The sequence below is a fragment of the Pseudomonas sp. RW3S2 genome (genome assembly GCF_014268955.1).
GTDB lineage: Bacteria > Pseudomonadota > Gammaproteobacteria > Pseudomonadales > Pseudomonadaceae > Aquipseudomonas > Aquipseudomonas wayambapalatensis.
Window position 1 is genome coordinate 111,742 of the sequence record NZ_JABWRM010000017.1, and the last position, 12,388, is coordinate 124,129.

The 12,388-nt window shown below is 62.4% G+C and carries 13 protein-coding genes; 5 read left to right on the forward strand and 8 right to left on the reverse strand.

What is annotated here, in order from left to right; all coding sequences use genetic code 11:
- Positions 1-45: 45 nt before the first annotated feature.
- Positions 46-432, reverse strand: a complete 387-nt coding sequence (locus HU748_RS21640; RefSeq protein ID WP_186666071.1) for a hypothetical protein — start codon at positions 430-432, stop codon at positions 46-48.
- A gap of 147 nt (positions 433-579) precedes the next feature.
- Between HU748_RS21640 and HU748_RS21645 the strand changes: the two genes are divergently transcribed.
- The gene (locus HU748_RS21645; protein WP_186666072.1) at positions 580-777 is read left to right on the forward strand and encodes a cation transporter; all 198 of its coding nucleotides are present in this window, start codon (positions 580-582) and stop codon (positions 775-777) included.
- Positions 778-902: 125 nt separating this feature from the next.
- On the forward strand, positions 903-2,084 hold the full coding sequence (locus HU748_RS21650) for a multidrug effflux MFS transporter (protein ID WP_186721896.1): 1,182 nt from the start codon (positions 903-905) through the stop codon (positions 2,082-2,084).
- Here HU748_RS21650 and HU748_RS26525 read toward each other — a convergent pair.
- Positions 2,035-2,232, reverse strand: a complete 198-nt coding sequence (locus HU748_RS26525; RefSeq protein WP_238343432.1) for a hypothetical protein — start codon at positions 2,230-2,232, stop codon at positions 2,035-2,037. The two genes, HU748_RS21650 and HU748_RS26525, sit on opposite strands and share 50 nt — an antisense overlap.
- A 526-nt stretch (positions 2,233-2,758) precedes the next feature.
- Between HU748_RS26525 and HU748_RS21655 the strand changes: the two genes are divergently transcribed.
- Positions 2,759-3,472 (forward strand): helix-turn-helix transcriptional regulator, encoded by a 714-nt coding sequence (locus HU748_RS21655; protein ID WP_186721898.1) that lies wholly within the window; start codon positions 2,759-2,761, stop codon positions 3,470-3,472.
- Between the two features lie 31 nt (positions 3,473-3,503).
- On the opposite strand, the gene HU748_RS21660 is transcribed toward HU748_RS21655, so the two are convergent.
- The 6 genes from HU748_RS21660 to HU748_RS21685 all read right to left on the reverse strand — a co-directional run bounded on the left by HU748_RS21660 (position 3,504) and on the right by HU748_RS21685 (position 9,320).
- Positions 3,504-4,451 (reverse strand): adenosine deaminase, encoded by a 948-nt coding sequence (locus HU748_RS21660; RefSeq protein WP_186666079.1) that lies wholly within the window; start codon positions 4,449-4,451, stop codon positions 3,504-3,506.
- A 94-nt stretch (positions 4,452-4,545) separates the two neighbouring features.
- Positions 4,546-5,901, reverse strand: a complete 1,356-nt coding sequence (locus tag HU748_RS21665) for an 8-oxoguanine deaminase (protein ID WP_186666080.1) — start codon at positions 5,899-5,901, stop codon at positions 4,546-4,548.
- Between the two features lie 120 nt (positions 5,902-6,021).
- On the reverse strand, positions 6,022-6,708 hold the full coding sequence (locus HU748_RS21670) for an SDR family oxidoreductase (protein ID WP_186666082.1): 687 nt from the start codon (positions 6,706-6,708) through the stop codon (positions 6,022-6,024).
- Between the two features lie 365 nt (positions 6,709-7,073).
- Positions 7,074-7,658, reverse strand: coding sequence for a YigZ family protein (locus HU748_RS21675; protein WP_186666084.1), 585 nt, complete (start codon positions 7,656-7,658; stop codon positions 7,074-7,076).
- A gap of 9 nt (positions 7,659-7,667) precedes the next feature.
- Entirely contained in the window at positions 7,668-8,330 is a 663-nt protein-coding gene (locus tag HU748_RS21680; protein WP_186721900.1) for a TetR/AcrR family transcriptional regulator, read from the reverse strand.
- Between the two features lie 72 nt (positions 8,331-8,402).
- Positions 8,403-9,320, reverse strand: a complete 918-nt coding sequence (locus HU748_RS21685) for a LysR family transcriptional regulator (RefSeq protein WP_186666088.1) — start codon at positions 9,318-9,320, stop codon at positions 8,403-8,405.
- 118 nt (positions 9,321-9,438) lie between these two features.
- On the opposite strand from HU748_RS21685, the gene HU748_RS21690 reads away from it, so the two are divergent.
- Complete coding sequence (locus HU748_RS21690) at positions 9,439-10,785, forward strand: aspartate aminotransferase family protein (protein ID WP_186666090.1); 1,347 nt, start codon at positions 9,439-9,441, stop codon at positions 10,783-10,785.
- 66 nt (positions 10,786-10,851) lie between these two features.
- Positions 10,852-12,345 (forward strand): CoA-acylating methylmalonate-semialdehyde dehydrogenase, encoded by a 1,494-nt coding sequence (locus HU748_RS21695; protein WP_186666091.1) that lies wholly within the window; start codon positions 10,852-10,854, stop codon positions 12,343-12,345.
- The last annotated feature ends 43 nt before the right edge of the window (positions 12,346-12,388 follow it).

Here is a 12,388-nt window from a genome sequence, read left to right on the forward strand (position 1 = left end):
CTCCGTGATCGAGCCTGCAGCATCAAGCTTGCCATGTTGGTAAGGTCAATACCCCAGGCCGGCTCGCTTCAATTCCAGCCCATTCTGGCCCACGGCGATCCGGTATTTGTTAATCTGGCCCGCCTGCAGGTTGAGGCGGGTGCTGCGTTGGTCCTCCACGCCGGGTGCACAACCGGGCACCTGCCCGGGCAGCAGGCGCAGGCGCACGTCCACCGGCCCTGGCGGCAGGTTGAACGAGGTCGATTGTTCCTGGAACACCCGCCCGGAGAGCTGGTCGTTGAGGTAGACACCGATTTCGCAGTTGGTGGCTACCTCCAGGCGCTCCCGGGAAATGATCAGCACGCTGTAGTCCGAATTGCCCTCGGCGCTGACCGGTGGCACGACGGCCACGGCACTCAGCAGTCCGACGAGGCCCAATGCTGCCCTGATCATGAAACTTCTCCTGGTTGGCGAGTCGTCAAAAGCGCAGCTTGGCCGAGCCGCACGCGGATTTCCAGCCCGGCCGTTTTGTGCAGAACTTGACCTTGCCATGATGGCAAGCTTGAAACTCTCTGCAAAACCCAGATGGAGGTAGTTCCGATGCAAGTCTTCAATGTGCAGGGCATGAGCTGCGGTCATTGCGTCAAGGCGGTGACCCGTGCGGTTCAGGAGCAGGATGCGACAGCGCAGGTGGAGGTCGACCTGGGGGCCAGGCAGGTGCGGGTTCAGAGCCAGCTCGGGGTGCAGCAGATCCTGGAGGCGATCCGTGAAGAGGGTTACCAGGCCGAGCCGGCCTGACGACTAGCGGTGGTGCCTGCTCCAGGGACCACCGTTTTCAGGTGTAACTGTTACAAAGCTTTTCATACCAGGCCGCCTCCAGTGCAGTTAGACTAGTCCGTTGCTTAGCCTGCTATGGATTTCCGATGAATCTGCGCACCCTATTGATCCTCGGCGCTCTTTCGGCCTTCGCGCCATTGGCGATCGACTTCTATCTCCCCGCCTTCCCTGCCATGGCCCAGGCCTTCGGCACTGATGAACAGCACGTCCAGACGACCCTGGCGGCCTATTTCCTTGGCTTGTCGCTTGGCCAACTGGCCTACGGTCCGATCGCCGACCGTTTCGGCCGACGCAAGCCACTGTTGTTCGGTATCAGCCTTTTCACCCTGGCGTCGCTCGCCTGCGCCTACGCCCCGGACCTCGACACGCTGGTCGTGGCGCGTTTCATCCAGGCACTGGGTGGTTGTGCGGGAATGGTGTTGTCGCGGGCCATCGTCGTCGACAAATGCGACGCCGTGGGGGCCGCCAAAGCCTTCTCGCAATTGATGCTGGTGATGGGGCTCGCGCCGATTCTCGCGCCGATGCTCGGCGGCGTCCTGATCAATGTGTCCGGCTGGCAGTCCATCTTCCTGGTGCTCAGCCTGTTCAGCGCCGCCTGCCTGCTGGCGGTGAGCCTGGGGCTGCCGGAAAGCCTGCCAGCCCACGTGCCGCGCCAGCCGCTGTCGGGTGCCTTGCGCCAGTACCTGCGGCTGCTGGGCGATCGGGTGTTCCTGGGGCATGCGCTGACGGGTGGCATCGCCATCGCCGGCATGTTCGCCTATATCGCCGGTTCACCGTTCGTGTTCATCAAGCTCTATGGCGTGCCGGCCGAGCATTACGGCTGGCTGTTTGGCACCAATGCTGCCGGTTTCATCCTCTGTGCCCAGGTCAACGCCCGGCTGCTGGCCAAGCGCGGCCCAGCCTTCCTGCTGGCCCGAGCGGTATGGCTCTACCTGGCTGCAGGGGTAGTGCTGCTGGGGGTGGCGCTGCTGCATCCGACGCAGTTGTGGCCATTGTTGGTGCCACTGTTCGTGTGCATCGCCAGTCTGGGCTGCATCATTCCCAACGCCTCGGCTTGTGCTATGAACGGGCAGGGTGCCAGGGCCGGCAGCGCGTCGGCATTGATGGGCAGCCTGCAGTTCAGCGTCGCCGCAGGGGCCGCGGCGCTGGTGGGTGTCCTGCATGATGGCAGCGCAGCGCCGATGGCCTTGGTGATCAGCTTGTGCGGTGTTTTGGTGGTCAATGTCGCGATGCTGACTCGACGCCTTCAGTCCAGGCAGGCTGCATGAGGGGGTGAGGGGCCTTCAGGCGTGTCTCCAGAACGGCGACGAATGCCCGGGCCTCCGCCTCGCTGCGAAAACTCACCACATGTTGATCGAGCTGTACCTGCCAGGGGCAGTTGGGGTGGCGGTTCGATGTACTGACGACAATCTTCATCGCGGCATCCTCCTGTCGGGGTGAGAGCGAATCCAGTGTAGCGCTGTACCGATTGCCCGCCATGTGCCGCGACGACGTCCTGACTGACGGTCCCCCCCGGGGCGATGGGCTGACTCAATCAAGATACGAACCTTCGCTTTTCCTTGCCCTACTTGTGGAACCCTACTGTCGGCAATGTTCCGCTCTTGTGGCCTTTACCTGGCAGTGTATGTGGCTACGTCCGGGATGCTAGAGGGGATGCTGGTAGCGCTCGTCATTCACTGGCATTTCCCTATATCGCCAAGGGTGCCGCTACCCTCGGCCTTGTGCCGCAAACCGGAGGCCAAACCCACCTAGTACAGGGCTTTCGGCGGCTTATACTTGTCCCCGCAGGCCCTTGCAGCGAGAGCGGTTTCCCCATCAGGCGGGGCTTCCCATACAGCCTGACAGGCTGCACCTACACCTATCTGCCGCAACCTCTGGCGATTCCTACTGCCATGGATGGCCATTGGACAAGAAACGTGACTTTGCATGGAGTTGATGGAGCATGAAAGCAGTCAGCAGTATCAGTCAGATCGCCGCTCTGATGGCCGAGCCCAAGCGCAGTGCCATGCTCTGGGCCTTGATCGATGGTTCGTCCCGGCACGCTGATGAGTTGGCGCTCATGATCGGCGTCACTCCATCATCGGCCTGCGCCCACCTGTCTTTATTGTCGGCTGCTGGCTTGCTGCGCCTCGAGGCGCGTGGGCGCAAGCGCTATTTTCGACTGGCCACCCCCGAGGTGATCGCCGCGGTCGAGGCACTGGCCAGCGTGCAGCTTGGTGGCCGTGCCGAATGCCAAACATCGGTCAGGCCCCTGCAGGTGCCGCTGTCGTTGCGCAGGGCGCGACGTTGTGGTGACCACCTGGGGGGCGAGATTGCGGTCGATCTTTATCGACGCATGGTGGCCGCCGGCTGGTTGGAGGGCAATGACCTGCATCCTACCGTGAGCCTGGAAGGGCGTGTGCAATTGGCTGCAATCGGCGTCTATATCGATGCGCTGGCGCCCCGCCAGCGCGGTGGATGTGTGGTCTGTCACAGCAGTGAGTGGAGTGACAACGGCCCCCACCTGGGCGGCGGTGTCGGGCAGGCGATGCTCAGGTTGTTCATGCAGTCTGGCTGGATACGCGAGCAGGAGGGATCGCGCGTGATGCAGATTTCCACCTTGGGTATTCAGGAGATCAACCGTATCGCGAGGGTGCCGGCATTACAGGTGGGCTGAAGTGCCCCTGTATACCGGTTGTGCTCGCGACTCAGACCAGGCGTGCATCCAGGCTGTTCTGCGCCAGGCGTGTTGCCTGTTCCTGGGTCATGCCCAGATGCTGGTGCAAAGCGTGGAAGTTTTCTGTGACATAGCCGCCGAAGTAGGCCGGATCGTCGGAGTTCACCGTGACCTTGACCCCACGTTCGAGCATGTCGAGGATGTTGTGCTGGCTCATATGGTCGAACACACAGAGCTTGGTGTTCGACAGTGGGCAGACGGTCAGCGGAATCTGCTCGTCGATGATGCGTTGCATCAGCCGCTCATCCTCGATGGCGCGTACGCCGTGGTCGATGCGCTTGATCTTCAGCAGGTCGAGGGCTTCCCAGATGTATTCGGGTGGGCCCTCCTCGCCGGCGTGGGCAACGGCGACCAGGCCTTCGCTGCGGGCGCGGTCGAAGACCCGCTGGAACTTGCTTGGTGGATGACCTTTCTCCGAGCTGTCCAGGCCCACGGCAATGAAGGCATCGCGGAACGGCAGGGCCTGGTCCAGGGTCTTCTCGGCTTCCTCCTCGCTGAGGTGACGCAGGAAGCTCAGGATCAGGCCGCTGCTGATGCCCAGTTGCTCGCGACCATCCTTGAGCGCCTGGTTGATACCGCTGAGCACCACCTCGAAGGAGATACCCCGGTCGGTATGGGTCTGCGGGTCGAAGAAGGGTTCGGTGTGAATGACGTTCTGTGCCTTGCAGCGTTGCAGGTAGGCCCAGGTCAGGTCGTAGAAGTCCTGCTCGGTGCGCAGCACGTCGGCGCCCTGGTAGTACAGGTCGAGAAACTCCTGCAGGTTGTTGAAGGCGTAGGCGCTGCGCAGCGTCTCCACGTCGGCCCAGGGCAGGGCGACCTTGTTGCGTTCGGCCAGGGCGAACAGCAGTTCCGGCTCCAGCGAACCTTCCAGGTGCATATGCAGTTCGGCCTTGGGCAAGGCATTGAGCCAGTCATACATGGGGTGTGATCTCGAATCAGGTACGGTTGGCCGACATTCTACAGGGCTACGCGCTATTCGGTAGGGCGGGGCTGCCCAGCAGCCCCGCTGTGCTTCAACCGGCAATCAGTGCGGCTGCCGCCTGACGATGGTCGGCGATCAGGCCTTGGACATCGAGTCCCTCGATCTGGCCATCGATCACGCGCCAGTGGCCGCCGACCATGACTCGGTCAGCCCGGTCCGCCGCGCACAGCAGCAGCGCGGACAGCGGATCGTGGCTGCCGGAGAAACGCAGCTCGTCGAGCTTGAACAGGGCCAGGTCCGCCTGCTTACCCACCGCCAGCTCGCCGATGTCGCCACGGCCCAGCAGTTGTGCCGAGCCGCGGGTTGCCCAGCCCAGCGCGCGCTCGGGCGTGATCTGCTCGGCGCCGTAGCGCAGGCGTTGCAGGTAGAGGGCCTGGCGTGCTTCGAGGATCATGTTCGAGGCATCGTTGGACGCTGAGCCGTCTACACCCAGGCCGAGTGCGGCTCCGGCAGCTTCGAGCTCGACGGTTGGGCAGATGCCCGAGGCCAGACGCATGTTCGAACTCGGGCAATGGCAGATGCCGGTACCGGCAGCACCCAGGCGCGTGATTTCGTCGGGGTTGAAGTGGATGCCGTGGGCCAGCCAGGTGCGCGGGCCGAGCCAGCCGACACTGTCGAGGTAGTCCACGGTGCGCAGGCCGAACCGCTGTAGGCAGAAGTCTTCCTCATCGAGTGTTTCGGCCAGGTGGGTATGCAGGCGCACGTCCAGCTCTTCGGCCAAGGCGGCGCTGGCACGCATGATCTCTGGCGTGACCGAGAAGGGTGAGCAGGGCGCCAGGGCGATCTGGATGCGCGCGCCTTCGCCACGCTCATGGTAACTGTGGATAAGTCGCTGACTGTCGGCCAGGATCACCTCACCTTGTTGCACTGTCTGCTGCGGGGGCAAGCCGCCATCTGCTTCACCCAGGCTCATCGAGCCGCGGGTCAGCATGGCGCGCATGCCGAGCTTGCGCACGGCTTCGACCTGTACGTCGATGGCGTGGTCCAGGCCTTCGGGGAACAGGTAATGGTGATCGGCGGCAGTGGTGCAACCTGACAGCAGCAACTCGGCCAATGCAACCTCGCTGGCGAGCGCCAGTTTGGTCGGGGTCAGCCGTGCCCACACCGGGTAAAGGGTCTTGAGCCAGGGAAACAATGGTTGGTTGACCACCGGAGCCCATGCGCGGGTCAGGGTCTGGTAGAAGTGGTGGTGGGTGTTGATCAGACCGGGCAGCACCACGTGCTCACGGGCATCGAACACTTGGTCACAGGGGGTGTTGGGTTGTTCGCCGAGGGCGAGCAGTTGGCTGATGCGGCCGTTTTCGATGACCAGGCCACCGCGGGCATCGGTGTCATTGGCAGTGAAGATGGCAAGGGGGGATTTCAACCAGATACGGGTCGCAGGCATGGTGCCGGCTCCTCTGAAAGTGGGTTCAGGGTTAGCCAGCTCAGTGTTGTCCTGTCTGCTGATCCAGGTCCGCCGCGAGGCGAGGCATCGAGTCTACTGCCTCGCCACGCGGCTTTCAATTCACCAGGTCAGGGCGTCGCCCTTGTAGTTGATAAAGCGCAGGCCGCCCTGGCCGCTTTGCTCGTTGATCCGGTCGAGCATGCCGCGTGTGCTGGTGAACACGTCGATTTCCGCGTTCTCGCCGCCCATGTCGGTTTTCACCCAGCCTGGGTGCATGGCCAGCACGCTCAGGTCGGATCGTTGCAACTCCACCACGAAGCTGTTGATCATCGAGTTGAGTGCAGCCTTGCTGGCCTTGTACAGGCAGATCTCGTTGCCATCCGGGCTGGTCACGCTACCCAGGCCCGAGCTCATGAACGCCAGCACCCCGGTGTTTTCGCGGATCTGTCCGACCAGCCGACGTGCCACGCGGATGGGCGCTACGGCATTGGTCATGAACAGGTCGCCGATCTGCGAGTCTTGTACGGTTTCCAGATCTTGCGGCAACGGCCCCATGACCCCGGCGTTGACGAACACCAGGTCGAAGATTTCGCCCTGCACACGCTGCTTGAGGCGGTCGAGCAAAGCGGTATCGTTCATTTCCAAAGATTCGATGCGCACACCTGCGACATCGTTGAGGGCGCTGGGCTTGCTCGCATCGCGCACGGTAGCCGTGACGTTCCAGCCGTCTTCACGCAGGCGTTGGACCAAGCCCAGTCCCAATCCGCGGGAGGCGCCGATGATGAGGGCGTTTTTGCTTGTGGACATGTGGACGCTCCGAAGTCGCTTGAAGAAAGGTATCGAGGATACTCCAGGCGGGCGCGACTCGCCTGCGTTGCTTCTGTACAAAAAATGATCAGACGCTCCGCGCCTTGTGCTGGTGGGCGCCCCGCTTGTTGGCGCACGGGTTATCCACAGGCTGTTCCACAGTTATTGTGCGCAAGCGTGTGGGCACCGGACGAGCCCGCGAAAACCGGGCGGTGGGGATAACTCTCTGGCTTTCAGTGGTTTGCAGGTGTCATAAAACAGTGATCAAAATATGCTCAATCGGCTGAAAGCCATATGTGGCAAGGCTTGCAAAAGAATGCCCCAAGCTTATCCACAGGCAGGCCCACAGCAGTTGTGGGCAGCTTTCAGCGAAGCTCCAGGCGAATCCGGCCACGGCTGAGGTCGGCCAATTGCTGCTGAAATGTCTGTACGTGCTCTGCGCCCAGCGCCAGGAGCAGATCGACACCGTTTGCCGTGAACTGTTCGTCCAGCACCAGCCCTTCGGCCTCGGCCAGGCGCAGCTTGAGCAAGGCCAGCTCGCTGAAGGTGCAACTGCAGGTGAATTCGCTGCGCTGTACAAGCAGCCGTTTCGGCGCCTGTTGCAGGCATTTGTTGGCGCCTCCGCCATAGGCCCGGGCCAGGCCCCCGGTGCCGAGCTGGATACCGCCATACCAGCGGATGACCAGCACGACCACCTGATCGCAGTCTTGGGCTTCGATCGCCGCAAGGATTGGACGTCCGGCGGTGCCGCCCGGCTCGCCATCATCGCTGCTGCGGTATTGCGCACCGAGTTTCCAGGCCCAGCAGTTGTGGGTGGCGGCTGGGTCGCTGTGGCGTTCGATGAAGCTCATCGCCTCGGCAGCGCTGCTGACAGGGCCGGCGAGGGTGATGAAGCGGCTCTTGCGGATGTCTTCGCGGAACTCGCAGAGCTCAAGCAGGGTAGAGGGCATAGGTCCGGGTCAGGCGGGCGGATTGATGCCGCAGCCTTTGAGAATGATGTGGATAAGGTTGTTGCTGGCGTCTTCCATGTCCTGCTTGGTCAGGCGGCTGCGACCGGTGACCTGGCAGATCTGGGTGGCGAAGTCAGCGTAGTGCTGGGTACTGCCCCAGAGCAGGAAGATCAGGTGCACAGGGTCTACCCGGTCCATCTTGCCAGCGTCGATCCAGGCCTGGAACACCGCGGCGCGGCCGCGGAACCACTCGCGGTAGTCGGCGCTGAAGTATTCGGTCAGGCAGTGCCCACCGCTGATCACCTCCATGGCGAAGATCCGCGATGCCTGCGGGTTGCGTCGGGAGAACTCCATCTTGGTGCGAATGTACTGGCTCAGCGCCACGGCCGGGTCGTCCTCGACGCTCAGGGCGTTGAAGGTGCTGTCCCACAATTCGATGATGTTGCTGAGCACGGCGATATAAAGGCCGAGCTTGTTGGTGAAGTAGTAGTGCAGGTTGGCTTTGGGCAGGTTGGCCTTCAGCGCGATGGTATTCATGCTGGTGCCCTTGAAACCATGGCGGGCGAATTCGTCTTCGGCGGCCTGGATGATGGCCTGTTCGTTCTTCTGGCGAATGCGGCCGGCGGGCTTGCCCGAGGCGGAGAGGCGATGCGCAGGGACTTCAAAGGTCATGGACGTTTCCGTACGGGGTCTGTGGGCAACGGATGTCGGACAGATTACCTGCCTGTGCCGAAGTGACAAGCATTAGCGCGTTGCCGCGAGGCTTTCGAGGAAACTTTCCAGAACCAGGTTCGGACGCCGTCCCTTGCGCGTCACCCAGCTCAGGCTCAGGTCATAGAAGCGTTGCGCCGGTTTCAATGCCCGCAGGCGGCCTTGCTGGACCCAGAACATTGCGTAGTGATCGGGCAGGTAGCCGATGTAGCGCCCGGTGAGGATGAGAAAGGCCATGCCCTCGCGGTCCGAGGCGCTGGCGGTGCAGTTCAGGGCCTGGTAGTGCGCCTGGATGTCGGCCGGCAGACGGAAGGTCGGGGCGATGGCTTCCTGGCTGTTGAGGCGCTGGTCGTCGATCTTCTGGTCTTCGGCATAGAACAGCGGGTGGCCCACTGCGCAGTAGAGCAACGAACGTTCGCTGTACAGGGGCTGGTATTCCAGGCCCGAGAGCGGGCTGGTCTGCGGCACCACGCCAACATGCAGACTGCCGTCCAGCACCCCTTGTTCGACCTGGCTCGGAGCGATCATGCGAATCTGGATGCGCACGTCCGGCCCGCGATCCTTGAGCTCGGCCAGCGCGTGGGTGATGCGCATGTGAGGCAGGGTCACCAGGTTGTCGGTCAGGCCGATGTTGAGTTCGCCGCGCAGGTGCTGGTGCAGTCCGTTGACCTCGGTGCGAAAGCTCTCCAGAGCGCTGAGCAGTTGCAGTGCCGAGTGGTAGACCTCGCGGCCTTCCTCGGTGAGCGAAAAGCCTGCCCGGCCACGCTGGCACAAGCGCAAGCCCAGGCGCTGCTCCAAGTCATTCATCTGCTGGCTGATGGCCGAGCGTCCGATACCCAGTACGTTTTCCGCCGCCGAGAAGCCGCCGCACTCGACGACACTGCGGTAAATCTTCAGCAGGCGAATATCGAAATCGCTGACTTGCGCGAGGGGATCGGGGCGACGACTCATAAGTTTAGTCCACTGCTAACTGAAGATTAGAAATGTTGGCTTTTTCAGACTTTATCCCCGTGACAATTTAGCTGCAACAACACCCGTCGTTGCCTAGTCGTCTTCCGAGGAACCGCCGATGAACATGCCCGAAACCGCCCCGTCCGGCCTGGCCAGCCAGCTCAAGCTGGATGCTCACTGGATGCCCTACACCGCCAACCGCAACTTCCAGCGTGATCCGCGCCTGATCGTGGCGGCCGAAGGCAATTACCTGGTTGACGACAAGGGGCGCAAGATCTTCGACGCACTGTCGGGCCTGTGGACCTGCGGCGCCGGGCATACCCGCAAGGAAATCACCGAAGCGGTGACGCGTCAGTTGAGCACCCTGGACTACTCGCCGGCCTTCCAGTTCGGTCACCCGCTGTCGTTCCAGCTGGCCGAGAAGATCGCCGAGCTGACGCCAGGTGACCTCAACCATGTCTTCTATACCAACTCCGGCTCCGAGTGCGCCGACACCGCGCTGAAGATGGTGCGTGCCTACTGGCGCCTGAAAGGCCAGGCAACCAAGACCAAGATCATCGGCCGTGCCCGTGGTTACCACGGCGTGAACATCGCCGGCACCAGCCTGGGCGGAGTCAATGGCAACCGCAAGATGTTCGGCCAACTGCTGGATGTCGACCATTTGCCTCACACCGTACTGCCGGTGAACGCGTTCTCCCGCGGCATGCCGGAAGAGGGCGGTATCGCCCTGGCCGACGAGATGCTCAAGCTGATCGAATTGCATGACGCTTCGAACATCGCCGCGGTGATCGTCGAGCCGCTGGCCGGCTCCGCTGGCGTGCTGCCTCCACCGAAGGGTTATCTGAAGCGCCTGCGTGAAATCTGCACCCAGCACAACATCCTGCTGATCTTCGACGAAGTGATCACTGGCTTCGGCCGTATGGGGGCGATGACCGGCTCCGAAGCCTTCGGCGTGACCCCGGATCTGATGTGCATCGCCAAACAGGTGACCAACGGCGCGATCCCGATGGGTGCGGTGATCGCCAGCAGTGAGATCTACCAGACCTTCATGAACCAACCGACGCCGGAATACGCCGTGGAATTCCCCCATGGCTACACCTATTCGGCTCACCCTGTGGCCTGTGCTGCCGGTATCGCCGCACTGGACCTGCTGCAGAAGGAAAACCTGGTGCAGTCCGCCGCCGAACTGGCGCCGCACTTCGAGAAGCTGCTGCATGGCGTAAAGGGCACCAAGAATGTCATCGACATCCGTAACTACGGCCTGGCTGGCGCGATCCAGATCGCAGCTCGCGATGGCGATGCGATCGTGCGTCCATACGAGACGGCCATGAAACTGTGGAAGGCCGGCTTCTATGTTCGCTTCGGGGGTGACACCCTGCAGTTCGGCCCAACCTTCAATACCCAGCCGCAGGAACTGGATCGCCTGTTCGACGCGGTAGGCGAAGCCCTGAACCAGATCGACTGATCTTTCCGACGCTGACGACAGGCGCCTGAGCGCGCCTGTTCCAACCTTCTTTATCTGGAGTTCTGCATGAGCATCGTTCAGCACCTGATCAATGGTGAGCTGGTTTCCAAGGGCGGTCGCACCGCCGATGTCTTCAACCCGTCGACTGGCCAGGCTACCCGCAAGGTCGAGCTCGCCAGCCGCGCCACCATCCAGGACGCCATCGACTCGGCCAAGGCTGCGTTCCCGGCCTGGCGTAACACGCCACCGGCCAAGCGTGCCCAGGTCATGTTCCGCTTCAAGCAGCTGCTGGAGCAGAACGAGGCGCGCATTTCGCAGATGATCAGCGAAGAGCATGGCAAGACGATCGAGGATGCCGCCGGCGAACTGAAGCGTGGTATCGAGAACGTCGAGTTCGCCTGCGCCGCGCCCGAGATCCTCAAAGGTGAATACAGCCGCAACGTCGGCCCGAACATCGACGCCTGGTCCGACTTCCAGCCGCTGGGTGTGGTGGCCGGTATCACGCCGTTCAACTTCCCGGCGATGGTGCCGCTGTGGATGTATCCGCTGGCCATCGTCTGCGGCAATGCCTTCATCCTCAAGCCCTCGGAGCGCGACCCGAGCTCGACGCTGTACATCGCCCAACTGCTGCATGAGGCTGGCCTGCCCAAGGGCATTCTCAATGTGGTGCATGGCGACAAGGAAGCGGTGGATGCGCTGATCGAAGCACCGGAAGTCAAGGCCCTGAGCTTCGTCGGTTCGACACCGATCGCCGAGTACATCTATGCCGAAGGCACCAAGCGCGGCAAGCGTGTGCAGGCGTTGGGTGGTGCGAAGAACCACGCAGTGCTGATGCCTGATGCCGAGCTGGACAATGCGGTGAGCGCCCTGATGGGTGCGGCCTATGGTTCGTGCGGCGAGCGCTGCATGGCGATCTCGGTGGCGGTGTGCGTGGGTGACCAGGTTGCCGATGCGCTGATTGCCAAGCTGGAGCCACAGATCAAGGCGCTGAAGATTGGTGCAGGCACCTCTTGCGGGCTGGATATGGGGCCGTTGGTCACAGCTGCTGCACGTGACAAGGTCGTAGGCTATATCGACGATGGCGTGGCTGCGGGTGCCAAGCTGGTGGTAGATGGCCGCGGCTTCCGTGTTGCGGGCAATGAAGACGGTTACTTCGTTGGCGGGACGCTGTTCGACAACGTCACTCCGGAGATGCGCATCTATAAGGAAGAGATCTTCGGCCCAGTGCTGTGCGTGGTGCGTGTGCAGAGCCTGGAAGAGGCGATGCAACTGATCAACGATCACGAGTACGGCAACGGCACTTGCATCTTCACTCGTGACGGTGAGGCGGCGCGGCTGTTCTGCGACGAGATCGAAGTGGGCATGGTTGGGGTGAACGTGCCGCTGCCGGTGCCGGTGAGCTATCACAGCTTTGGTGGCTGGAAGCGCTCGCTGTTTGGCGACTTGCATGCCTATGGGCCGGATGGTGTGCGCTTCTACACCCGTCGCAAGGCGATTACCCAGCGCTGGCCGCAGCGTAAGAGCCACGAGGCGTCGCAGTTCGCGTTCCCGAGCTTGTAAGGTTGTGGTGATGTGAGAAGCGGGGGGGCCGACAGGCCGCCCC